This is a genomic window from Selenomonas sp. (assembly GCF_052169755.1).
Lineage (GTDB): Bacteria > Bacillota > Negativicutes > Selenomonadales > Selenomonadaceae > Selenomonas.
Genome location: NZ_JBQNBV010000010.1, coordinates 1 through 22,611, shown reverse-complemented (window position 1 = coordinate 22,611; position 22,611 = coordinate 1). Strand labels below are relative to the sequence as shown.

General features: G+C 51.0%; 21 protein-coding genes. 18 read left to right on the top strand and 3 right to left on the bottom strand.

The features are described from left to right. Positions 1 to 4: 4 nt before the first annotated feature. From ACTTKG_RS01695 to ACTTKG_RS01685, 3 genes are all read right to left on the bottom strand, one after another. Entirely contained in the window at positions 5 to 973 is a 969-nt protein-coding gene (locus ACTTKG_RS01695) for a bile acid:sodium symporter family protein (RefSeq protein WP_442672537.1), read from the bottom strand. Positions 974 to 1,241: 268 nt separating this feature from the next. Continuing rightward, positions 1,242 to 1,571 carry a HepT-like ribonuclease domain-containing protein gene (locus ACTTKG_RS01690; RefSeq protein WP_442672530.1) on the bottom strand — a complete coding sequence of 110 codons (330 nt, stop codon included), beginning with the start codon at positions 1,569 to 1,571 and terminating at the stop codon, positions 1,242 to 1,244. Next, on the bottom strand, positions 1,561 to 1,866 hold the full coding sequence (locus ACTTKG_RS01685; RefSeq protein ID WP_442672529.1) for a nucleotidyltransferase family protein: 306 nt from the start codon (positions 1,864 to 1,866) through the stop codon (positions 1,561 to 1,563). Before ACTTKG_RS01685 ends, ACTTKG_RS01690 begins: the two co-directional genes overlap by 11 nt. Positions 1,867 to 2,106: 240 nt before the next feature. Here ACTTKG_RS01685 and ACTTKG_RS01680 point away from each other — a divergent pair, with 240 nt between their 5' ends. The 18 genes from ACTTKG_RS01680 (at position 2,107) to ACTTKG_RS01595 (ending at position 22,453) form a co-directional block, all read left to right on the top strand. Next, positions 2,107 to 3,027 (top strand): hypothetical protein, encoded by a 921-nt coding sequence (locus tag ACTTKG_RS01680; protein WP_442672528.1) that lies wholly within the window; start codon positions 2,107 to 2,109, stop codon positions 3,025 to 3,027. 11 nt (positions 3,028 to 3,038) lie between these two features. Beyond that, positions 3,039 to 4,592, top strand: coding sequence for a Tat pathway protein (locus tag ACTTKG_RS01675; RefSeq protein ID WP_442672527.1), 1,554 nt, complete (start codon positions 3,039 to 3,041; stop codon positions 4,590 to 4,592). Positions 4,593 to 4,678: 86 nt separating this feature from the next. Then, positions 4,679 to 5,635 (top strand): bifunctional heptose 7-phosphate kinase/heptose 1-phosphate adenyltransferase, encoded by a 957-nt coding sequence (locus ACTTKG_RS01670; protein WP_442672526.1) that lies wholly within the window; start codon positions 4,679 to 4,681, stop codon positions 5,633 to 5,635. A 58-nt stretch (positions 5,636 to 5,693) separates the two neighbouring features. After that, the gene (rfaE2, locus tag ACTTKG_RS01665; RefSeq protein WP_442672525.1) at positions 5,694 to 6,158 is read left to right on the top strand and encodes a D-glycero-beta-D-manno-heptose 1-phosphate adenylyltransferase; all 465 of its coding nucleotides are present in this window, start codon (positions 5,694 to 5,696) and stop codon (positions 6,156 to 6,158) included. Positions 6,159 to 6,178: 20 nt separating this feature from the next. Then, positions 6,179 to 7,201: a glycosyltransferase family 9 protein gene (locus ACTTKG_RS01660; protein WP_442672524.1), complete on the top strand. Its 1,023-nt coding sequence runs from the start codon at positions 6,179 to 6,181 to the stop codon at positions 7,199 to 7,201. A gap of 57 nt (positions 7,202 to 7,258) precedes the next feature. Next, positions 7,259 to 8,374, top strand: a complete 1,116-nt coding sequence (locus ACTTKG_RS01655) for a glycosyltransferase family 9 protein (protein ID WP_442672523.1) — start codon at positions 7,259 to 7,261, stop codon at positions 8,372 to 8,374. A 31-nt stretch (positions 8,375 to 8,405) separates the two neighbouring features. Then, on the top strand, positions 8,406 to 9,404 hold the full coding sequence (gene rfaE1, locus ACTTKG_RS01650; RefSeq protein WP_442672522.1) for a D-glycero-beta-D-manno-heptose-7-phosphate kinase: 999 nt from the start codon (positions 8,406 to 8,408) through the stop codon (positions 9,402 to 9,404). Positions 9,405 to 9,458: 54 nt separating this feature from the next. Then, positions 9,459 to 10,430 carry an ADP-glyceromanno-heptose 6-epimerase gene (gene rfaD / locus ACTTKG_RS01645; protein ID WP_442672521.1) on the top strand — a complete coding sequence of 324 codons (972 nt, stop codon included), beginning with the start codon at positions 9,459 to 9,461 and terminating at the stop codon, positions 10,428 to 10,430. After that, the gene (locus tag ACTTKG_RS01640) at positions 10,420 to 10,944 is read left to right on the top strand and encodes a D-glycero-alpha-D-manno-heptose-1,7-bisphosphate 7-phosphatase (protein ID WP_442672520.1); all 525 of its coding nucleotides are present in this window, start codon (positions 10,420 to 10,422) and stop codon (positions 10,942 to 10,944) included. Before rfaD ends, ACTTKG_RS01640 begins: the two co-directional genes overlap by 11 nt. A 110-nt stretch (positions 10,945 to 11,054) precedes the next feature. Further along, complete coding sequence (locus tag ACTTKG_RS01635) at positions 11,055 to 12,149, top strand: O-fucosyltransferase family protein (protein WP_442672519.1); 1,095 nt, start codon at positions 11,055 to 11,057, stop codon at positions 12,147 to 12,149. 253 nt (positions 12,150 to 12,402) lie between these two features. Then, positions 12,403 to 13,536, top strand: coding sequence for a glycosyltransferase family 4 protein (locus ACTTKG_RS01630; protein WP_442672518.1), 1,134 nt, complete (start codon positions 12,403 to 12,405; stop codon positions 13,534 to 13,536). 43 nt (positions 13,537 to 13,579) lie between these two features. Beyond that, positions 13,580 to 14,560: a glycosyltransferase family 10 domain-containing protein gene (locus ACTTKG_RS01625; protein WP_442672517.1), complete on the top strand. Its 981-nt coding sequence runs from the start codon at positions 13,580 to 13,582 to the stop codon at positions 14,558 to 14,560. A 262-nt stretch (positions 14,561 to 14,822) separates the two neighbouring features. After that, entirely contained in the window at positions 14,823 to 16,028 is a 1,206-nt protein-coding gene (locus tag ACTTKG_RS01620) for a glycosyltransferase (RefSeq protein ID WP_442672516.1), read from the top strand. Further along, a complete protein-coding gene (locus ACTTKG_RS01615) occupies positions 16,009 to 17,196 on the top strand; it encodes a glycosyltransferase (protein ID WP_442672515.1) in 1,188 nt (395 codons plus the stop codon). The genes ACTTKG_RS01620 and ACTTKG_RS01615 overlap by 20 nt, the downstream gene beginning before the upstream one ends. A gap of 57 nt (positions 17,197 to 17,253) precedes the next feature. After that, on the top strand, positions 17,254 to 18,462 hold the full coding sequence (locus ACTTKG_RS01610) for an O-antigen ligase family protein (protein WP_442672514.1): 1,209 nt from the start codon (positions 17,254 to 17,256) through the stop codon (positions 18,460 to 18,462). 317 nt (positions 18,463 to 18,779) lie between these two features. Beyond that, on the top strand, positions 18,780 to 20,642 hold the full coding sequence (locus tag ACTTKG_RS01605) for an LTA synthase family protein (RefSeq protein WP_442672513.1): 1,863 nt from the start codon (positions 18,780 to 18,782) through the stop codon (positions 20,640 to 20,642). A 328-nt stretch (positions 20,643 to 20,970) separates the two neighbouring features. Next, on the top strand, positions 20,971 to 21,840 hold the full coding sequence (locus ACTTKG_RS01600) for a VirK/YbjX family protein (protein ID WP_442672512.1): 870 nt from the start codon (positions 20,971 to 20,973) through the stop codon (positions 21,838 to 21,840). A 223-nt stretch (positions 21,841 to 22,063) separates the two neighbouring features. Next, positions 22,064 to 22,453 (top strand): type II toxin-antitoxin system death-on-curing family toxin, encoded by a 390-nt coding sequence (locus tag ACTTKG_RS01595; RefSeq protein WP_442672511.1) that lies wholly within the window; start codon positions 22,064 to 22,066, stop codon positions 22,451 to 22,453. The last annotated feature ends 158 nt before the right edge of the window (positions 22,454 to 22,611 follow it).

The window sequence follows — 22,611 nt, the reverse complement described above, 5'->3', positions numbered from 1 at the left end:
GGGTTTATCTGAGGGAAATGTCGGCGGAAAGCGCATTGTCGTCTGCGTCGCGCCGCGTGAACCAGTTCGCCGCAAGCGAGCCGGAGATGTTGTGCCAGACGCTGAAGAGAGCGGCGGGGATTGCGGCGGCGGGGCTGAAATAGAGGAGCGCGAGAGACGCCGCCATGCCCGAGTTCTGCATACCGACCTCGATGCCGACGGTGCGCCGTTTCGAGGCAGACATGCCGAGACGTGCGGCGAGCGCATAGCCGAGCGCAAGCCCGCAGCCGTTGTGCAGGATGACGGCGAGGGCGACGAGCGGTCCGATTTCGGTGAGACGCGGTGCGCTCATCGAGACGACGACGCCGACCAAGAGCGCGACGAGCAGGGCGGAGATGAGCGGCAGCACAATCAGTACACGCTCGACGCGCCGCCGGAAGAAGTGGTTGACCGCCGCGCCCAAGAGGACGGGCAGAAGCACCATCTCGGCGATGGAGAGCATCATCGAAGGTGCATGGACGGTGATCTCTTCGCCTGCCAAGAGGAGCGTCAGAAATGGTGTGACGAAGGGGGCGAGGAGCGTCGTCGCCGTCGTCATGGCGACCGAGAGCGTCACGTCGCCCTTTGCGAGGTAGGTGACGACGTTCGATGCCGTGCCGCCGGGGCAGGCGCCGACGAGGATGACGCCGATGGCGAGGTCGGGCGGCAGAGCGAGCACTTGGGTGAGCAGATAAGCGATGAGCGGCATGATCGTGAACTGCGCGAGTGCGCCGACGCCCACTTCCCACGGATGACGCGCCAGGTGGCGAAAGTCTTTCAGCTCGATCGTCATGCCCATGCCGAACATGACCAGTCCCAAGAGGAGCGGCACCTGCGGCGCGATCCAAGACAGCGCCGCGGGAAAGACAGCGCCCGCCGCGCCGACGAGGACGACGAGCCAGACCATGTTTTTGACGATGAAACGACCAATGTTTTGCAAGAGGATTCCTCCCATCAAAAAAGCCTTCCTGCCGACAAGACAGAAAGGCTGAAAAATATGCAAAACAGCTGCGGCTATGCGCCGTATGCGCTGTAATCTTATGCGAGTCCTTGCTGTCTCAGTCCCGAGGGATCTAAGCAGATGTGTATTCATTTGCGGCAGGAGAAAAGCAGGACGTGCCTGCACGGCAAAGGGCGGCGAAGTACGATTCCTTGCGGATATCATCTTCGCTGACCATAAGATAGCATAGTGTGTGGGAAAATGCAAGAGATGAAAAATGGCATCACTCGTCGTTTATGTCGTTCAATGTTCGCTGCAAATCCGGCATATCCTCGGAAATGATCTCCCAAAGCAGACGGAGATTTACGCCCTCGTAGTCGTGGACGATGCGATTGCGCAACCCATAGATTTGCGCCCAAGGCACCTGCGGATACTGCTTTTTGAAGTTGTCGTTCAATTTTGCGGTCAGTTCACCAATTTGACTGAGATTGAAGACGCAAGCTTCCAGCAGCATGTCGTTCGCCTGAAATTCCTCGTAGGAAGTGTCTTGGCAGTATTTGCACACTTTGCTTGCGTAACGAAGCATTTTATCGACAATGATTTTATCGCGCATAAATTTCAATCCCTGTCTGCCGAATTTCTTCGGCGATTCGCGACTGCGGCTCAATATGGGTGATGTCCAAGACGTCCATGTCTTTATCATCCAGCGCCTGACGCAATTCATCCACGAAGCCTATGAATTTCAGACCGCGCAGGTTGCTGCTTACGAGCAAATCCACATCGCTGTCCTTGGTGGCGGTTCCTTTTCCGTAAGAGCCGAAAAGAATGGCTTGCCGGATTTTGTGGCTGTCGAAAATCGGCTGAAGTCTCCGTTTGATTTCGTCAGAGGTAAAAATCATTTCGGGCATGTGTCATTCCTCCTTCGTCATAGGCTCCCATCTGTTCTTACGTTCTATGGTACCTGTGCAAGAGGGCTTGTGTCAAGCGGCTTCTCGGCGAAGAAATTCGCGCGTCTTTCATCTAGGCGACTTTTAAGGAAGGATTTCCCCGCTGTTTGCAGAATAAGGCATAAGGGAAAATTCACCGAAGTCATGCATTTCGTAGGGACAGTGATTCCATAGGCATGTTTGTAAGAAGGGGGAACCGCTATGTTTTTGAAAAAAATCATGAGCACGGCGCTTTGTGCCGCGCTTTTTGTGACGCAGGTTGGCGTTGTCCGTGCAGCGGAGGAAACGGTGCAGGGAAAGCTCTCTGCCGTCGAGCAGGAGACGTGGGGCGGCGAGCAGACAGGTGCGCTTCTCGACCGCATCAATCGGCTCGAAAAGGATTATCTCGGTGCGCACAATAACGGCGCGATGCTTGAGCGCGTCAATATCGTCTACGATGATATCTTCGACAACTCGATGGGGCCGGGGCTTTTGACGCAGCTCAATGCCATCGAATGGGGACTTATGCATGAGGTCAGCCCGAAGTCTGTCGACAAGCGTGTGACAGAGATGGAAATGCTGGTTGCAGGAAAGACGAGTGCGGGCACGTACAAGAAGCGCATACAGGATCTCGGCACGGCGGCGTTCGGCGGTTACAGCGTGCCGCTGGAGCAAGTGACGGTGCCGAAGAATACGCTGATTCGCATCGCCTTGACGCAGGCAGTCAATGCAAAGACGATCAAGGCAGGGGATACCATTCACTATAAGGTGGCAGAGGACGTCGTGGTGGGCGGTATGCTCGTCTTTGCCAAGGGGCAGCCGGGCGAGGGCACGGTGAAGAAGGTTGATCAGGCGCGCAATTTTGGACGTGACGCGCGGATTGATACCGATTTCCATACGACGAAAGCGATGGACGGCACCGATGTCAAGACCTTCGTCGGCGAGGAGTCGAAGCAGGAGATGAAGAGTTACGCTATGGCTGCGGGTGCGAGCGTCGCGGGTATGCTGCTCTTGGGCCCGATCGGTATCATCGGCGGCGCTTTCGTCAAGGGCAAGAACATCGAGTTGCCCGAGGGGACGGAGCTTTTCATCCAGACGCACGATGATACTGTTCTCTACGCGATACCGACGACGGAAAGGTGAGAGGAAGCTTCATGAAGATGATGGTTCGGCGTTTTTCCGCTCGCAAAGGCGCTTTCTTGGCCGCAGTTTTTGCGGCGTCCTGTCTGCCCTCGGCGGCGTTCGCAGAGTATCGCTCGTCGAGCGATACAGCAGCGGACGTCCTTGACTACATCGAGAACGAGCGACGCGCTGAGCGGGAAAATCGTCTTTCCGAGGCGCAGGAGACGCTCCTGAAGGATACGGCGGCGATGCAGTCTGAGCTGCGTCAGCCTATGGAGGACCACTTGACTCCTTTGCCGACGGCGTTTGAGGGGGATGAGCTGTTTTACGATCAGGTGACGGGCGAATTTTTCGCTCGCGGCAGTGTAAAGATCACGAGGATCGATAACCGCCGCATCCTATCGGAAGAGATCAAGGGCAACGCTCGCACACAAGATGTCGTCGTCGAAAACGAGGCGCATCTTCTGCAGGTGACGCCTGGCATGGTGCGCGCCGATGTTCGCGGCTGGAAGCTCTCGTACAACTATGGCGTCGGCATCGGTAAGGTTGAGAATGCGGAGGGAAAGGTTGGACATCAGTATATCTCGGGCAAGAAGATCGAGATATTCCCCGATCATGTCGTCGTCCATGAGGGACGTGCGACGAAATGTCATGCGAAGACGCCCGATTACAGTGTGAGCGCCAAGCGCATTGAGATCTATCCGAACGACAAGATGGTATTTTACGACTGTGATCTATGGCTGAAAAAGGTGCGCGTTGGTCATCGCGACAGGTATACGGCGGATCTGCGTCCCGGACATGAGGATGCGCCGCCTTTTCCGACGGTGGGGTATACGAAAGCCGACGGCGTCATCGTCAGTCAGGATTTCACGCTTCCCGTGGCAAAGCAGATCGACTTTATCCCGACGCTGCAGGTGACGTCGAAGGACGGTTGGAAGGGTAAGGCAGAACTTCGCGCAAGCGGCGACTACGGGACGCTGCACTTCCAATACGGCTATTGGCAGGACCGCGACGACAACTGGATTCGTCGTGCGCCGAGCTTGCATTATACTTTCGGGCATCACTTCAAGGATGCGCCGATCGGCTGGGGCGTCGAGGCGGAGCGCGGACGCTGGTATAACCACGGGATCAAGAGTACGCATACTTACTGGAAGGTCAATGTTTACCACGATCCGATTCCGTTGGGGGTAGGCGCTTCGCTGACCTTGGCGACGGATTACTCGGTGACGACGGAATCGTACAATCAATCACGGATCGCAGGACTCAGCTGGTCGGCGACCCTCTTGAAGAAGTTTGACGATCGTTTGACCGTCTATGGCAAGTACAGCTATTCGCAGGTATACACAGGCAATGCGCTCTTTGCTTATAATGTAGCGGATTACAACCGTGCGCTCTACACGGGATTCAGCTATCGGCTGACGGAGCGTGACCGTGTCGTCTGCGGTACGGCGTACGATATTGATCGGCGCACGCTGAATGATGTCGACTACTATTGGTATCACGATATGCACTGCGTACAGCTCGTTACGCGCTATCGTGTGAAGCGCGACAGTTGGAGCATCCGGCTGAACTTCACGCCGTGGTGATCCGCGCGAAAAAGGAGCGGGGAATGGTATCAAAAACGAATGGTTCGGCAGCAAAGATGAATGAATTGGTATCAGCAGTGAGATGTATGAAAGGGACGCGCGTTATTGTCTTTGGCGATATGGTCGCGGATATTTACCTCGACGGACGTATTTCGCGCATATCGCGGGAAGCGCCCGTACTTGTTTTAGAGGAGATGGGCGAGCGCGTCGTCGCGGGAGGCGCGGCAAATGTTGCACACAATGCGGCGACTTTGGGCGGCGCGGTGTGCGCTTTCGGCATCTTGGGCGAGGATGCGGGCGGTGCGGGGATTGCCTCGGTGCTCTCTCGTGCAGGCGTCGATACGGCGGGACTTCTGGCGACTTCTGAACGACCGACGATTTCCAAGACGCGCGTCATCGCGGGCGGCAGGGCGACGGTCAGTCAGCAGATTGTGCGCATCGACAAGGAGAGCCGTGAGCCGCTTTCCTCTGCGCTTGCAGAGGCGTTGGAAGTGCGTCTCCTGCAGGCGCTTGCGCATGTCGATGCCGTCATCTTGAGCGACTACGGCTCGGGCACGGTCACGCAGGGGATTCGCGAGCGGCTGCTCGCTACTTGCCGTGAACGTGGTGTGCCGACAATCGTCGATTCGCGCTACGGCGTGCGCTCCTTCTCGGGCGTCGACTATGTGAAGCAGAACGATGCCGAACTTGCCGCCGCTTTTGAACGGCGTCTCGATACGGAGGACGCAATCGAAGAGGCGGCGCGTGCGCTCATCACCGAACTCGGCGCGAAGGGGGCGCTGATCACGCGCGGCGAGAAGGGCATGATGCTCTTTCTTGCCGACGGCGCAAGGCATGAGATCCCTGTGTCGGACAAGAGCGAGGTCTACGATGTCTCGGGCGCGGGCGATACGTGTGTCGCGGCGTTCATTCTTGCACTCGCGGGCGGTGCGAATCCTTTGGCGGCGGCACGGCTTTCAAACATTGCTTCGGGCGTCGCCGTGCGAAAATTCGGTACGGCGACCGTCAGCGCGGCAGAGCTTAAGGTAGCGTTGATGAAATGAAAGCTGTTCGGGCAGGTAGAGGAGCTTTCAGGCAGAATTTGTCGAAAAGGAGATTCTCATGCTGATACCAAACGAAAAGATCGAGGATTTTTGCGCTACCCTGCGCGCAGCAGGGCAGCGCATCGTCTTTACGAACGGCTGCTTCGACATCCTGCACGCAGGGCATGTGCGCTATCTGACGCAGGCGCGCTCTCTGGGCGACTGTCTCGTGCTCGGGCTCAATACCGACGCGTCCGTGCGCCGCTTGAAGGGAGAGACGCGCCCTGTCAACCGCGAGCTTGACCGTGCAGAGGTCGTGGGTGCGCTCGCCGCTGTCGATTACGTCGTGCTCTTTGATGAGCCGACGGCGGAAGCTCTGGTCGAGAAGGTGCGTCCCGCTGTCTACGCTAAGGGCGGCGACTACACGCGAGAGACGCTGCCCGAAGCGAAGATCGTCGAAAGGTATGGCGGCGAGGTGCATTTCATCGGTCTCGTGCCCGGTCGCTCGACGACAAAGATCATCGAAAGAATCAACCGAAAATAAGGAAGAGGAGGGGGAGCATCATGGACAACATCTTGGTTGTCAAACTCAGCGCCATCGGCGACGTCATTCATGCGCTCCCCGTGTCCTATGCGATTAAGGAGACGTATCCCAAAGCGCATCTGACGTGGGTTGTCGAGCCGACAGCCTACGATATTCTTACGGGCAATCCTTACATTGACGACATTATTCTTTTTGAAAAGAAGCGCTTTCGTACCGTGCGCGGCTTCCTTGAAGAGTTCCGCCCTTTTCGCCATGAGCTTCGCGCACGCAAATACGATGCAGCGCTCGACCTGCAGGGACTATTCAAATCCGCCGTCATCGTTGCGCAGTCGGGAGCGAAGCTGCGTCTCGGCACGGCGAACATGCGCGAAGGCTCTGCCTATGTGAGCCGTCCCGTCCAAGGGGCGCACGCCGCAGGTCACATCGTCGAGCGATACCTCGATGTCGCGCGCGCCCTTGGCTGCCGCGTTGACGAGGTGCGCTTCCCCGTTGCCGTCTCCCCGGCAGAAGCTGCTTCGGCAGATGCGCTGCTTGCCGCCGAGGGCGTGCGTGAGGATAGCCGATTCGTCGTCCTCGCCATCGGCGCGAATTGGCCGAACAAGCGCTGGCCGATGAAATACTTCGCTGTGCTTGCCGACTGGCTTTATGGCGAAAAATTTACGCCTGTGCTCGTCGGCGGCGGCCGCCTCGACGAAAGTCTCGTGTGCGACATCGAAGCGCTCGCCGAAGTGCCGCCGGTCAACCTCGTCGGGCGCACGAGCCTCAAGGAGCTAGCGCACATCTTCACACGCGCCGCGCTCGTTCTCGGCGGTGACACCGGTCCTGTCCACCTCGCCGCCGGTTTTGGCGCCAAGACCATCATGCTCATGGGGCCGACCGACGCCAACCGCAACGGTCCCTACGGACAGCAGCAAAATGCTATGGAGATCCCACGCACCTGCAAAGCCTGCTGGAAGAGAGCATGTCCCAAGGGACTTGACTGCCTCGCGATCCTCTCCGTCGAGGAAGTCAAGGAAAAGATTCGGGACGTTTTGGCACAGTGAAGGCAGTAGATGCGTGCCACTTTTTTTCTTTTCAGCAATCACTATAAGGAATCATTTATGCGCCAAAAAGATTACGACAACATCCTCGTCATCAACCTCATGCACATCGGCGACCTCATGCTTGTGACGCCCGTCCTCAGGACGCTTCGGACGAACTTTCCGAAGGCTTGCATCACGCTTCTCGCAGACAAGAAGCTCGCCGATCTTGTGATCTATAACAAGCATATCGACGGCTGTCTTTTGCTCGACAAGAAGGGAGCGGATAATCATCCGCTCGCTTTTTTGCGCTTTATCCGCCGTGTTCGCCGCGAGCATTTCGACCTCGTCATCAATCTGCACCGCAACGAACGCGCCTCAGCGCTCGCGGCCTTCTCGGGCGCAGGGCGCATCGTCGGCTATGCAAAGCCCCTCTTTTCCGCCTTCTTCAACAAGGTCATGGAAAACAAGAAGGCGGTCAAGCACCAGATCCATTCCCACTTCGACGTGCTGCAAGAAGCCGTCGGCATCGAGCGCATCGACGATGCTGGCTTGGAGATGTGGCTGCCCGAAGGTGCGGAGGAAAGCGCGGCAAAGCTCTGGCAGGACGCCTTTCCGGCGGGAGCGAAGGTCATCGCCTTGAACATCGGCGCGAGTTGGAAGACGAAGCGCTGGATCGACGAGTATTTTGCGCAAACTGCTGACTATTTTCTGGAAAAAGGTTACGGCATCGCCTTCTTCGGCGGTCCGATGGATGAAGAACTCGTCCGCGCCTGCCGCGCCAAGATGCGCCACGGCGATCATGCGATGCTGCAGACCTTCACGGGACGCGTCACGCTCGCCGAGCTTGCGGCGCTCCTCAAGAAATGTGCGCTCTTCATCACGACGGATTCCGGCCCCATGCACGTCGGCGTCGCGATGAACGTGCCCATCGTCACGATGTTCGGCGCAAGTCCCGTGCCGGGGTTTTACCCCTACGACGCCAAGGACATCCTACTCAAGACGCCCGAAGCCTGCCATCCGTGCGGCAAGCACGAATGTCCGAGAGAGGGGGCAGAAAATATGGCGTGCATGAAGAACATCCCTGTCAAGGAAGTACTGCGCTATGCGGAGGAGCTTCTGCGGCAATATGAAAACAAGGTCGGCAATATCCCCGCGCATGATGGACAATATCGCTGCAAGGTTGTAGAATTATAAGAGAAGTTATCTCGTTGGAAGGGAGCTTTCTATGGACATCGAAAAAATGCTCGCCCTCGTCGAGGAGCGTCTTTCGCGCTGCAAGATCCTCGTCACGGGCGACGTCATGCTCGACAAATATTACTACGGCGAAGTCACGCGAATTTCGCCCGAAGCGCCCGTGCCGATCAACCATATCATGCGCCAGAAAGAAACGCTCGGCGGCGCGGCGAACGTTGCGCACAACCTCGCGCTCCTCGGCTGCGACACGCTTCTCGCGGGCTTTGTCGGCGAGGACTACCATTGCCGCTCCTTGAAGGAAAAGCTCGTGGAAAACGGCATTGACCATGCGGGACTCGTGCCGACGAACCGCCCGACGACGACGAAGATGCGCATCATCGGCGGACATCAGCAGATGATGCGGCTCGACTTCGAGAGCACCGAGCCGCTTGAGAAGATCTACATCGATAAATTCCTCGCCTTCGTGCGCTGCAAGCTCGCTGAGAGCATCGACGCCATCGTCGTTTCCGACTATGCGAAGGGAACGTGCAGCGAAGTCACGACGACGGCGATCATCGAAGCGGCGCACGCGCACGGCGTTCCCGTCATCATCGATCCCAAGGGCGCGAACTGGACGAAATACCGCGGCGCCGACTACATCACACCGAACGTCAAAGAAATCAACGAGATTCTCATCGATCCCATCAAGAACACCGATGCCGAAGTGGTCAAGGCCGCGCACTACATCATGCGCAAGTACCGCATCAAAAATGTGCTCGCGACGCGTTCGGAAAACGGTGTGACGCTCGTGCGCGAGGGCGAAGAACTGCATATCCCGACGCGTGCGCAGGAAGTCTTCGACGTATCGGGCGCGGGCGATACGGTCATCGCCGTCCTCGCCGCAGGGCTTTCCGGCGGACTCAAGGGAGCGGACGCCGCTTTCCTCGCCAATCTCGCCGCAAGTGTCGTCGTGCGTAAACTCGGCACCTATGCCGTGAGCCGCGAGGAGTTGAAGGAAGCGCTGAGGGAAATGCCGCGCGAAGAGGCATAAGTTTGGCAGGCGCGTTCCGTATGCGCCTCACAGGAAAAGAGAGAGGGGATCTTCATGATCATCGTCACAGGCGGCGCCGGATTCATCGGCAGCAATATCGTCAAGGAGCTCAACCGCAAGGGCAGGAATGACATCCTCATCGTCGATGACCTCAAGGATGGGGAAAACTACAAGAACCTGCGCGGACTGCACTTCATCGACTATCGTCATAAGGACGATTTCTTAGAGAGCATCGAGAACGACGAATTCGGCGGCAGCGACATCGACGCCGTCTTTCACGAGGGAGCGTGCTCCGATACGATGGAGTACGATGTCAACTACATGATGAAGACCAACTACGAATACTCGAAGACGCTGCTGCACTTCTGCCTGCTGCACCGCGTGCCGTTTCTCTACGCCTCGTCCGCCTCGACGTACGGCGCAGGCCGCCACGGCTTCACTGAAGGCGAAGCGGCGGAGGACGCGCTGAATCCCTACGCCTACAGCAAGCTCGCCTTCGACCGCTATGTGCGTCAGGTCATGCGCGAGAGCCGTAGCCCGATCGTCGGTCTGCGCTACTTCAACGTATTCGGCCCGCAGGAGCAGCACAAGGGTAAAATGGCGTCAATCTTCTACCAACTCTACCGCCAGCTCAAGGAAACAGGCGAGGCACGTCTTTTCCGCGGCACGGACGGCTTCAACGACGGCGAGCAGCGCCGCGACTTCATTTACGTCAAGGATGTCGTCAAAGTCAACTTCTGGTTCTGGGAAAACAAGGGACCGTCCGGCATCTACAACTGCGGCACGGGCAAGGCGCACACATACAACGAAGCCGCCGACGCCGTCATCGCTGCCTTGGGAAAAGGGCATATCGGCTACCGCGACTTCCCCGAAGTCCTCAAAGGCAAATATCAGAGCTTTACCGAAGCCGATCCGAAGCAGCTCCTAAAGGCGGGCTACGACGGAGGTTTCTACGACTTCCGCGCCGCCGTCAAGGAATACGTCGATTTCCTTGAAGATGGAGGATACTTCCGCTATGCCGAGTAAGGGCGTCCCCGCTGTATTCTTCGACCGCGACGGCACGCTGAACATCGATATCCATTACCTGCACCGTCCCGAAGACTTCCTCTGGACACCCGACGCTCCCGCCGCCATCCGCCGCCTCAACGAATGCGGCATCCTCACCGTCGTCGTCACGAACCAATCGGGCGTGGCGCGCGGCTACTACCCCGAGGAAGATGTTCGCCGACTGCATGACTGGATGAACGAAGAACTGAAAAAAGAGGGCGCACACTTGGACGCCCTCTTCTACTGCCCGCACCATATTGATGGCAGGATTCCCGAGTACACAAAAGCCTGCACATGCCGCAAACCCGCCACGGGTATGGTAGATGCCGCCTGTGCGAAGTACAACATTGATCGAACGCGTGCCGTTCTCATCGGCGACAGCGAAAGCGACATGGAATGCGCGAGAAGGGCAGGTGTGCGGGGCATGCGGTATGAGGGCGGAAGTTTGTTGGATGTGGTGGAAGGTGTGCTGGGGGGGTTGAGGAGAGGATGATGACATATTCGTTGATTCTAATGGAGTATTAAAGGAAATGTTTGAATAAGAACATGCATCAATATAGATGTCTGTTTTGTTCCGTTTGTATGAAAGGGGTGTGATGAAAAATGGGTTGCGCTTCATGTAAAGAAAGAGTTCGCATATATATTAAAGAGCTGAAAGCTAAAAGGAAAAATTGGCGTTGGTTAAAGAGCTGGCGTTGTTTGCGGAGACTGTTGTGGAAATGGAATGATGAGGCATATCTTGAGGATATCTTAAAACTTGGCAATGATCCCAATAGTATAGAAATCAAGTCTTTTGGAAACGAGAATTTAGAAAAAAACCTGTTTTTTATCGAAATTCATGGAGTAATGGGGCTGGGAGGCTACATGCGACATACGTTGCATGCCTTATTTGAAGCTGAAAAATTGGGTTTTGTTCCTGTTGTATATTATGCAGATTCTTGCCCTTGTAAAGAATTTTTTGCGAACGATGAATTTGATAATCCCTTTGAATATTATTTCCAGCAAACCAGTTCACTCTCTCTTTCGGACGTATATCGAAGCGGGCGAGTTTTTTTGTTCAAACCACCACATCTTTACCGTATTGAGCGTGAATTAGGAAACTTGAATCCTGACTTGCCGGGAGGGTATTGTGTAGATGATGCGTATCTGCAAAAAATGTCTGGTATCGTAAAAAAATATCTCCATCTAAATGATAGCGTCGGGAAAAAACTAGATAAAGATAGAGAAGAACTCTTTAAGAAAGTAGTCCGGATGGATCAAGTGTTAGGTATACATATTCGAGGTACAGACTTTCTGCTTCACTGGAAAAACCATCCGAATTGCGTGCTCCCTGAGGATTATTTTTTAGCTATTGATGATGCATTGGCAAGAGGGTTTTCATATCTTTTTTTAGCGACAGATGATCGTAGATATGTGGAATGTTTTGAAAAACGATATGGATCTAAGGTGTTATACTATCAGGATACATATCGCTCGGATGGCGTATGCAATATTGCTTTTGAAGAGAGCCGCCAAGCGGGGGATTCTTATCGTAAGGGTCTGGAAGTTTTACGGGATATGTATACATTGGCGCACGTTGGCGGTTTGATTGCCGGTTTGTCGCAGGTCTCTATCATTGCACGGATTTTGTGTTTGAGCATGGAACGAGAATATCGCTACATTAAAATTTTAGATAATGGGTTGTATAAGAAGCACTGAATTTATCTGTGCTTCCTAGGGGATGCTTATTGAAGATAGTGCGGACGGTTTGGCACAAAGTATGAAAACACTGATGGAAAATCAAGAGTTGCGAGTGAAGATGGGGACGGCGGCAAGAGCATCTATGCGACAATATGAGGCTTCTGTGATTTGGACGACTTGGGAAGCCTTGCTGAATGAGTGTAGGGTTGTGGAATAGGGTTCATTTATACGGTGACTGTGGCGAGGGATGCATGTGCAGAAAAGATTATTGATGATGAATTTTGAAGATAATACAGAAGCATATTTGACAAAAGATATGTGTGCATATCCTTATTATTTGGGAAAAGACCATGGTTGGTCTTGTACTTATGCATATTTTACTAATGGAACTCCTTTGAAAAACGCACAATTTGAACAGTATTGTGCATTAAAATGTTTGGGTAAAGCAGAGGATTATAAAAAACAAAGGAAAATCGCAGCAGAGTATTTGCGGCAACATGTCAAAGAGCTGGATGTGCTTTGCTGTTTTAATTATGGCGGGGCATCGTATTCTTTGCCACGTTTGGCGAAAAGACTGAATCCGGCAATCAAGACCTATATCAAATTGGATATGAATGAAAGTGGATTTTCTCATTTCTATGATGGAACCTTTCTGCGCAAGATCAAGATTGTGCCGGAATACTGGAAGAGTTACGCTGTCGATCTTTTTACAGTTGAAAATCGCTCGTTCTACAAAGTCTTGAAGGAGATGCGGCTTTTTAAGAATCGTATCGAATATCTGCCGAATGCCGTATCTTTATTTGGCGTGGATCTGGGGAAGATTTCTCGTCCGAAACAAAAGGAGAACATTTTGCTGACCGTCGGTCGCCTAGGAAAGCATGTCAAGAATAATGAACTTTTGGTTGAGGCGATACGCAAGGTAGATAGAAAACTGTTCAACGATTGGAAATTTCTCTTTGTAGGGCCTGCGGAAGCACATTTTGTGGAATACATTAAGCGGATATGTGAATCTGATGCATGGATGGCGGAGCATTTGTTGTTGGTCGGAGAGCTTCGTGACAGAAAGAGGCTCTATGAATTATATGCGAAATCTAAGATTATGTGCATGACGAGCAGATCGGAAGGTTTTTGTATTGCTATTCTGGAAGCTATGTATTTTGGTGCATATCCAATACTTACAGATTTTGGTCGCTCGGTGCAGGATGTCACTAATCATGGCCAGTATGGTAGTATAGTTCCGCAGAATAATGCGAAGATATTAGCTGAAGTTTTAGAAAAAGTTGCGCAAGATGGGGCATTAAGCGAGCTGAATTTTGCGGTGGAGAAGTTTGCACAAGAAAGTTTCTCTTATGAAGTATGGACGCGAAAATTAAACGAATATTTGACGAATTTGTTAACAAGATAGAATTTGCTATGCAAATTCAAGAGGAAAGAAAGTGGTGTAAATTATGTTTGGCTTGTTGCGTCTGGCTAAAAAACTGAGCGCATGGGGACATGTTCCTTGGAATTTGGGACGTATTGTGCGTTCTTATCGACAGAGAACAAAGGACGGTTCTGTTTGTTATCATAATTGGTATCCATGTAACGACTATGAGGATGAGTGGTTTCATCGCTTCATTGTAAGAAATGTAGGAACAGAACACAGATATCATTTCTTTTCAGTATTCGGACCCCGCATAGCGTTGACTATGTCAGGGAAGAATAAAGTGTTTGTCTCTGGGGAAAATGTACATATCCCAAATTGGCCGTACGAGATTTATCAAGACTACGCTCTGGACAAGGTCAAACTTTCTCTGGGCTATGATGATATACAGGATGAACGATATATCCGATTCCCCTATTGGCTTCTGTACATGTTTGAGCCTGTAGTTGATCGAGAGATGATTCGTGAACGAATAGATGAGATCAATCGCGCCGAGAATACGAGAAAATTTGACTGTGCATTGATTGCCAGTCATGATCAATGGAATATGCGTAGCCCAATGTATGATGCTCTGAAAGATCATTTGGACATTTCCTGTGCTGGTAAGTGGAAGCACAATACGGATGATTTGTGGACGATTTACAATAATGATAAATATTACTATTTGAGAGAATTCAAATTTAATATTTGTGCTGAGAATTTTGATACACCGCTCTATGTTACGGAGAAACTGTTTGATGCGTTTCGATGCGGTACGATTCCTCTGTATGCAGGGGCGGGAAATCAGCCGGAACCGGAGATTGTCAATCAGGATGCTGTTCTCCTATGGAAGCGGGAGCAGAGCGATCATAGTGCATTCATACAAGAAGTCCTGCGCTTGGCACGTGATGAGGCATATTACGATAAATTTGTTCGACAGGTTCGATTGCTTCCATATACAGAGGAGTTTGTTTATGAAAAGTTTACGTTGCTGAAAGAGCATTTGCTGAAAATGGCACGCGCATAGTCGTCCGCAAATAATCCTTATCAAGTTCAGAGAGGCGCGATTATCACGCATATGATGAGGATGAGTGCACGTCGTATAGAGGCGTGTGTTCAGTATATTGCGATGATTAGCATATGGTAAACTACACGAACAAACGTCCACTTTTTGGACATTGTGCGCCGCCCGTACTAGAAACTTAGACAATGGGTCTGCGTCTACGGCTTGACCTTTTGGAGTTTTGTGGTAGAGAAAAGATGTTTTCATGAAAAGAGGATAGTGTCTCATGAAGCTCTTATTGGCAAACCTATCGGATATGGTGGATGATACCGGCGGCTTGGCAAAGGTGCATTGCAGCTTTGCGAACGAGATGAAGCAGCGCGGTCATGATGTGGCGATGGTATTTTGCGATGATAAGATCGGCAAGCCGTTTTTTCCTGTGGATGATGGCGTTGAATTGTATAATTTACAGCACTACGAAGATATGGACATCCTTTTTCCAAAGTGTTTGAAAGTTAAACGGGAAATTATCCGTGCTTTCAGCACCCAAAGAGCCCGTGCTGTGAATAATGAATTTGTTGAGGAATATTTATTGAAATCAGCAAATAGTATCTTGCATAAGTTTAGACCCGATATTATCATTTCGTTTCAGCCAGCTGCCAGCAAGTTGTTTCTTTGTGATTTAGAGACGAAGATCCCTGTAATCACGATGAATCATGGTACTACGGAGGATATTTTTCACATCTATCCACAGGCAGAAATACCAGCATTGAGGAAGAGTGCAGCATGTCAAGTTTTGTTGCCGATTTTTGCGGAACCGATAAAAAAACGATTTCCTAAGATGAAGATCGCGGTTATTGGCAATGTGGTTCCGCAGTATGAAGAAGAGGCAGAGTTGGCATGTGCGAAGGAGCAATATAAGATTATCTTTATCGGACGATTGGTGAAAAAGATTAAAAGGCCGCATTTGCTGATCGAGGCATTTTCTAAGCTGGCGGATGCCTTTCCGCATTGGATCGTGGAAATTTGGGGCTATGGTTCGAAGAAATCGTATCAGTGGTTTTTGGAAACAACTATACGACGTAAGGGATTGTCAGAGCGGATTTTTTTGAAAGGGACGACGCATGATGTTGCTTCTGTTTTGCAGAAAGGCGACTTGTTTGTTTTCCCCAGTGCGTTTGAAGGTTTTGGTTTGACCTTGGCTGAAGCTATGAGTATGGGACTCCCCCCGCTTGGCTGTAAGAGTTGTGTTGCTGTAAATGAATTGATTCAAGATGGTGTCAACGGACTTCTCGCCGAAGATAGTGTAGATAGCTTGGCGCAAAGTATGAGAATGCTTATGGAAAATCAAGATTTGCGAGTGAGATTGGGAAAAGCAGCAAGAGCATCCATGCGAAAGTATAGGGCGTCCGTGATCTGGGCAGCGTGGGAAGAATTGTTGGATGAGTGTGTGAATGGGAAGGGGGGAGATAATGCGCATCGGGATTTTTGAAAACATCATGACACCGGGCGGGCATGAGGTGGACTTTGACCGCATTCTAGTCGAAGAGCTTCAATCCTTGGGGCATGAGGTGTGCTTCTATGTACCTGAGGGCTTTCGATTTGCTATGGACTATCATGTGCTTGTGCGGGAACTTCGCGGCGGCGTGGTTTCTTATACGGGAGTGACGGGAGTGCGAAAGATTGTTCGTACTGTGCGGCGCGAGCTGCATCGCCTGCGCTGGTATCGACAGCTCTACGAGGCGGCGAAGCGCGGCGAGGTTGATGCGTTCATCGTACCGACTTCGACCTATCGCTATCTCAGAGCTTTGAAACGGAGTGTCCTCAGAAAGTCGCCCGTGCCTGTGCTCTTCATTCTGCATGGCATCAATCCCAAGGAAGCGCCGAAGTTCTTACGGGAAGCGGATTCGCTCGCAGATTGCTTAAATATCCGCCCCACGGTGCTTTCTTTTGGCGACAGCATTTTTGGCGAGAAGCGGGCGAATGTGCGGCTGATTTATCCGCCGACATTCGTGCCGCGCGATATAGCATGGAAGCCGGGGATGCCGCCGCCAGCAGATGAATTTTTGCAGACGGATTCTCATGCGCTTGAAATGGATGGGAAGAAGCCGCTGGTATTGGGATTCTTCGGTCAGTATCGGCGAGAAAAGCGGTTGGAAGATTTTTTGGAGGCGTATCTTGGCGGTCGTTATACGCGTCCGGTCGAGCTTTTCGTACAGGGTGCGACGATGCATCCCGAAGACGCGGCAGATTTCGAGCGCATCATTGCGAAGTATCGTGGCAAGGGTGGCATCAGATTCTTGCATCGGGGACTGATTGGCGCTGAATGGCAACTTGCCATCGCTTCGGTGGATGCACTCCTTCTGCCGTATTCCGCGCCGCGCTATCGCTATCATTGGGGCGGTATGCTCTTTACGGCAATCGGCTTTCAAAAGCCTGTCGTGACAAGCGACGATATGAATCCCGAGGTTTTTGCGACGTATGGCATCGGCAAGATCTTCCCGAGTGGTGATCTTATGTTGTTGCGTAAAACATTGGAACTTTTTGTTAATGGGTATGATGATGAATCCCTTCACTATATAGCAGAGCTGCAGAAAGCGGCTGATGTTTATAGTCCGAGAGAGTTCATTCATCAAATTATAACTATTATAAAAGAATGATTCTTCAGCTACTAAAAGTTGCTTTTATCGCAGAGACTGTGTATAGGGGGATGGTAAATGAAAAGTTGCATAGGTATTCCCAGCGTAGACAAATTGGACAAATGGGGATATTATTTGCTCTGTGGTTTCGCTTTGTTTAGTAATTTGACGATTGCTGGAGGAAATATTTTTCTTGGTCCACTTGTTTTAGTATTTTTTTTGCGCATAATCAGCAAGCGAGACGATTGGCGCCTGGCGTTGCCAGATAGGAAACTGACGATTGTTTTGCTGCTTTTAATATGTGCTACGGCACTTTCAGCGCTGTGTTCAATCAATCCTTTGAAGGTCGGTAAAGTCGTTGATTATTATGGGTATCACATGTTGCCGCTTTATGCTGTGCTTTTAATGGTCCGAGAGAAAGAGAGACTTTTGAGCATTGCTTTGTGTGTTGCAGCTTCTTTTGCTATTAATGGCGTTGCGCTCTTATACGAAGGGATCGTTCAGCAAAATTATCGTGCTGATGGCTTTGCTGAACCTATGACTACTGCCGGATTTTTGTCGATGATTGTTCCTGCATTGATTTTGTTATGTATGGCAGGAAAAGTGACGCAAAGATATCGGCTCTTTTTAGGAGTTTTAACAGTTCTGGGGATTGTCTCCTTACTGTTGAATGGGACGCGCGGTGCATGGATTGCTGTTGCAGTTTCTTGCACTGTGGTAGGTTTTATGGCAGTACAGAGAAAAAAGAGATTTTTCCTTGGGATGCTGGTTGCCGTATTTGTTTTCGGCGGTATCTTTTCTTTTTCTCCGATTCTGTCTGGTCGTCTTGCGACGATCGGGGATATGCAGTTTCAGAGCAATTCGGAAAGACTCCTTCTATGGAAAAGTGCTTTTCATATGTTTGAGGATCATCCTGTTATGGGAGTTGGGCTTTCGCGCTTTCGTGAGGAATATCAAGGTGGCTATATTTTGCCTGAAGCAAAGGAACCGTATCTCGATCATGCACATAATAATATTATGCATATGCTCGCTGAGTGCGGTATTATAGGAGTATTAGCCTTGTTGGTTTTTTGGTTGACGTGGTTCTCCTATGGCGTTGCTTCGTGGAGAAAAATGCGAAGTGTTGCAGCACTGGTATTTTTAGCAGTTTTTTTAGGTAGTTTTTTGCAAGGATTAACCGAGTATAATCTGGGAAGATCGTTTGTGATGAAAGTATATTGGTTGCTCCTTGCTTTATGTCTACAATGGTTACGGTTGGAAAAAGTATCCTTGTATAAGGGAATCTGATAACATTTTGCTGTTCATATGCTAAGGAGAACAATCCGTGCAAAGTTTTTGGAGTTTCGATCAAGGTGAAACTCCAATCTGAAGTTCACTTGCAGATTATATGACAGCAATATCACTGTAGAGGGTGAAAATCCCTTTTTTGACTAGGGTTCTTGTGATATACTTTTGAAAGATAACAGTTTTCGCCTGTAATCATCATAGGAGGAGGGGCGGCATTGCGTCTTGAACATTTTTTTGCAAATCTGCAGAAAGATTTAAAGGTCTTCCTGTTTCTTCTCTTCGTTATATGTTTCTATCGTGCATATTTCATGGTATATATGTCGGAATCGATGACGCCGACCACTTCGATGGGGGATGTGCTTCTGGTTCTTTGGCTGGGGTTTCGTCTCAGTCTGAAATCAGCGGGGGCTATGGCGCTTTTTGGCTTTGTTTTTTGCTCTTTGCCAGAGCTTATTTTGCCGAGACTGCAGCTTGATCGTTTGCGGCTTTGGCTCGGAACGGCAGGGAGCGCGCTTCTTGCCGTACTCTTTCAGGCACGGTTTCCGTATTATGAGGTTTTTCACGCGACGTTCGGCAGGGAGGTCGTGCAGGGGCTACACGAGGATATGCAGACGATTTTCTCGATGTTAGTTGAATCGTATGCGCTGCCGACGCGCTTTTTAGCAGCCGTTGTTTTGACTGCAATTTCCTATTTTCTGTTACACCGCCTGCTGCGTACGGAAACGATGCCTTTGCCAAAGTGGTTGAATCGGTGGGCGGCAGGCGTGGGGCTTTTTCTATTTATTCCGATTTTTTTTGTTTTTATTCGCTTCGGAGGCAGTTTTAATTATGAGCATTCAATCAACTGGGAGAATGCTTCGGTCACAAAAGACCCGTTTCTTAATGAGTGCATTCTGGACGATATTCAGTCGATGTATCGCGTGCGGGATTTTTACCTTAATATGCAAAAGAAAGGCGGTCTCGGTCTCATTGATGTATCGCGTGCTGAGGAATACAGTGCTTTCCTAAGGGGGGACATGAGTAAGGGGGTAGAGCTGGAAGCAAGTCTCACGCGTACGACGAAGGGGGCGCGGCTTCCCAAACCGAAGCATATCTTCATCATTCTTGGTGAAACGTATGCGCAATGGCCGATGCTCCCCGAGTATGCCGATCTTCATGGCGCCGATGGCATCAAGAGTTTGATTGCTGAGGATCGAGCCTTTTATACGCAGTCTTTTATGCCGAATGGTACGTTTACTTTGGTGGCGATTACGGGGCTTGTAACGGGCCTCAGCGATGTCGGCATGGATTTGAATTATCAGCCGAAAAGCTATCGGGAGGCGTATCTCACTTCGATGGCGCCGCAGTTTCAGCGCTTGGGCTATCGCGTGGAGTTTTGGTATGGAGGCTATCCTGAGTGGGACTCCATCAAGAAGCTGTCACTTGCCCAAGGGTTTGACGCCTTTTATGGTGCGCCGGACTACAATGCGCCGCAGCAAAATGTTTGGGGGACGACAGACGGTCATCTCTTCGATGCGCTTTATGAGCATTTGGCAGAGGAAGCGCCGACGGTTCATCTCATCATGACGATCTCTAATCATCCGCCTTATGATATTGATCTTGCCGCAGAGGGCATTGATACGGCAGAATTGGAAAGTGCGCTGCAGGGACGTACGGAGCAGCCGAAGCAGCTGGCATTGGAAGTGGGGCACTACCGCTATATGGATAAGGTGGTGACGGATTTCGTGCGCAGGACGATGACGGCATATCCGGACAGCATTTTCGTGATTACGGGCGATCATTCGATTCGCATGGATCCGACAGCGCAGCCGACTCTTTTTGAGCACGAAAGTGTGCCGTTTGTCTTGTATGGCAACGGCGTGACGAAGGATATCCTGCCTAAGGATGCTGTGGGCGGGCATACGGCGATTGTTCCGACGCTGATCGAGCTGATTGCACCTGAGGGATTTTCATATGCATCGATTGCACGAAGCATGACGGAGGGAACGAAGTATGCGTTCAATTCGGATTGTTGGATCAGTCGTGAAGCTATGGGCAATATCGATGACGACCGTATGGAGCTTTTATCGGGAATTTCATCGCCGCAGGACGATCTTGCGGCAGAGCGCGAGGCGGCGCTCTATGAGGTCGCTGCGATGCGGACGATTTCGCGAATTTTAATCGGGGATATGGAAGAGTGAGGATGCAGGATATTGGCGATTTACGTTTTATCATGAATATGAACTTCTTGAATGGTATTTGAGGATGCTATACGATGTTGTTGATCTGTTTGTCATGAGAAAAAGATGCGCCATTTTTTCGGGCGCTACCTTACATGGGCAAGCGGTCGTCCATACGTGAATTACAACGTACCTTGGAGGATATGAATATTCCGTGGATTGAATGGTTTGCGAAGAAGTATCCGTATATGTATCATGGCTGAGTTTTGTGCTTTGATGAAATGCGCTCGGGATGGTAAGGAGAAAGAACGTGCAAAGTTTTTGGAGCTTAGGGAAAAAGATATACAATATGTCAAACCCACGCGAAGCGCGTCGCTGCGTGGTGTTTTGTGCGCGTGCGATGGCGAATCGCTCTCGGATGCGGCAGATTGACGCCTTTTTTCAGCAGGATGCGATCTTGCAGCAGGTGGCGGATGTGTGTCCCTTCGTTTATGAGCAGCCGACGCGGGCGTTTTTCTATAACAAGTCCACGTTTGAGGAACGCGCTGCACTTGTTGAGGCGCATATAGGGTTCTTGCGGGATGTGTTGGCGGAGGATGTCCTGCTTGATCTCTATCGGCATACAGCAGTGCCGCTTTGGCGTGGTGCGGCATGCATGGAGAAGGAACTGGCGGCGTTTCTTCTTTTTGAGCCGGGACAGCGCAAGGAGGGCCTTCTTTCCGTCATGCTGCGCATGGGAGAAGGTGCGCTTTATCAGATCATCTTCTGGCTCAATCAAGCGCCGGATGGCGAGATGGCGATGTGGATCGGCGCGATGCAGGGACCGAATATGGAAAATGCCAAGGATGTTGTCAAGCAGGTGACGAAGGCGTGTCATGCCTATCGCACGAAGAATCTCATTCTCTATATGGCACAGGCAGTCGCAAGAGCTTTGGGGCTTAAGCATATTTATGCCGTATCCAATGAGGGATACTATGCGAATAACCATATCCGCCGTGACCGCAAGCTCAAGACAGACTTCGGCGCTTTCTGGGAAGAAGCGGGCGGTCATGTGCTGGCGGATGCACGCTTCTATGAACTTCCGCTCGTCGAGCTGCGAAAGACGATGGAGGAAGTGCCGACGAGGAAGCGCGCCGTCTACCGCAGGCGTTTTGCTTTTTTGGATGATGTGGACGCGCAGATTGTGGAGAATATGGGGAAGATTTTGCGGTCGAGGTGAAATTCCAATCTGAAGATTACTTGCAGTTTATATGACAGCAATATAAAAGGGCATAAAGAGGGAAGCGAGATATCATGCAAAAAACTGCTGTGGTAGAAAAAAAGAAAGAGACAACGCGCAGATTGACAAGTGCAAATAGTTTGGAGGCAGCGCGTAAGATTAAAGAATCATCTGCACGTATGATGAAAAAGAATTATAGATTGCTTAAAAGATTGGAAAATCGATGAATAAAGGAACGGAATATGGACTAATCCTAAAAGATGTTTTTGATATTCATCAAGAATTGGAAGGAGAGTTTGTGGTCAAAGAAGGGGTACGAGATCGCAAACTTATCGAATCGGCGGTAGGGGCAGTTCTCCAAATGGAGGCTTATGGACAATTCCCAACGATTTTCCATAAAGCTGCACGCTTATGTTATGGTATAGCGTGCAATCATGGATTTGTAGATGGAAATAAACGAACGGGTTTCCTTACGATGGTTGTCCTATTGGATATTAACGGTATTTCGTTGGAATACACTGTTGACGAAATGGAAATCGCTATCATTGATCTTGTTGAACGGAAAATTACATATAAGGAATTTGCGGAATGGTTACAAACTAAACAAATATGATCCTCAAATGATCAATTGCAGAGAATATGGGGAAGATTTTGCGGTCGAGGTGAGAGGCGTGTATGGTCTGCCATCAGAGCATTGGAAAGCAATTTATCGAATCATCCATGCGCAAGGGGCACGGCTTCGCTGGGTGAAGCTTTTTGGCTCGCGAGCGC

Bases quoted from the DNA above. Each gene is read 5' to 3' on its own strand.
- ACTTKG_RS01640 (WP_442672520.1), top strand. From the start codon at position 10,420: ATGCCGAGTAAGGGCGTCCCCGCTGTATTCTTCGACCGCGACGGCACG.
- rfaD (WP_442672521.1), top strand. From the start codon at position 9,459: ATGATCATCGTCACAGGCGGCGCCGGATTCATCGGCAGCAATATCGTC.
- ACTTKG_RS01610 (WP_442672514.1), top strand. From the start codon at position 17,254: ATGAAAAGTTGCATAGGTATTCCCAGCGTAGACAAATTGGACAAATGG.
- ACTTKG_RS01620 (WP_442672516.1), top strand. From the start codon at position 14,823: ATGAAGCTCTTATTGGCAAACCTATCGGATATGGTGGATGATACCGGC.
- ACTTKG_RS01695 (WP_442672537.1), bottom strand. From the start codon at position 973: ATGGGAGGAATCCTCTTGCAAAACATTGGTCGTTTCATCGTCAAAAAC.
- ACTTKG_RS01615 (WP_442672515.1), top strand. From the start codon at position 16,009: ATGCGCATCGGGATTTTTGAAAACATCATGACACCGGGCGGGCATGAG.
- ACTTKG_RS01600 (WP_442672512.1), top strand. From the start codon at position 20,971: ATGTCAAACCCACGCGAAGCGCGTCGCTGCGTGGTGTTTTGTGCGCGT.
- ACTTKG_RS01630 (WP_442672518.1), top strand. From the start codon at position 12,403: ATGATGAATTTTGAAGATAATACAGAAGCATATTTGACAAAAGATATG.
- ACTTKG_RS01660 (WP_442672524.1), top strand. From the start codon at position 6,179: ATGGACAACATCTTGGTTGTCAAACTCAGCGCCATCGGCGACGTCATT.
- ACTTKG_RS01635 (WP_442672519.1), top strand. From the start codon at position 11,055: ATGGGTTGCGCTTCATGTAAAGAAAGAGTTCGCATATATATTAAAGAG.
- ACTTKG_RS01625 (WP_442672517.1), top strand. From the start codon at position 13,580: ATGTTTGGCTTGTTGCGTCTGGCTAAAAAACTGAGCGCATGGGGACAT.
- ACTTKG_RS01675 (WP_442672527.1), top strand. From the start codon at position 3,039: ATGAAGATGATGGTTCGGCGTTTTTCCGCTCGCAAAGGCGCTTTCTTG.
- ACTTKG_RS01655 (WP_442672523.1), top strand. From the start codon at position 7,259: ATGCGCCAAAAAGATTACGACAACATCCTCGTCATCAACCTCATGCAC.
- ACTTKG_RS01670 (WP_442672526.1), top strand. From the start codon at position 4,679: ATGAAAGGGACGCGCGTTATTGTCTTTGGCGATATGGTCGCGGATATT.
- ACTTKG_RS01690 (WP_442672530.1), bottom strand. From the start codon at position 1,571: ATGCGCGATAAAATCATTGTCGATAAAATGCTTCGTTACGCAAGCAAA.
- rfaE1 (WP_442672522.1), top strand. From the start codon at position 8,406: ATGGACATCGAAAAAATGCTCGCCCTCGTCGAGGAGCGTCTTTCGCGC.
- ACTTKG_RS01605 (WP_442672513.1), top strand. From the start codon at position 18,780: ATGTCGGAATCGATGACGCCGACCACTTCGATGGGGGATGTGCTTCTG.
- ACTTKG_RS01685 (WP_442672529.1), bottom strand. From the start codon at position 1,866: ATGCCCGAAATGATTTTTACCTCTGACGAAATCAAACGGAGACTTCAG.
- ACTTKG_RS01680 (WP_442672528.1), top strand. From the start codon at position 2,107: ATGTTTTTGAAAAAAATCATGAGCACGGCGCTTTGTGCCGCGCTTTTT.
- ACTTKG_RS01595 (WP_442672511.1), top strand. From the start codon at position 22,064: ATGAATAAAGGAACGGAATATGGACTAATCCTAAAAGATGTTTTTGAT.
- rfaE2 (WP_442672525.1), top strand. From the start codon at position 5,694: ATGCTGATACCAAACGAAAAGATCGAGGATTTTTGCGCTACCCTGCGC.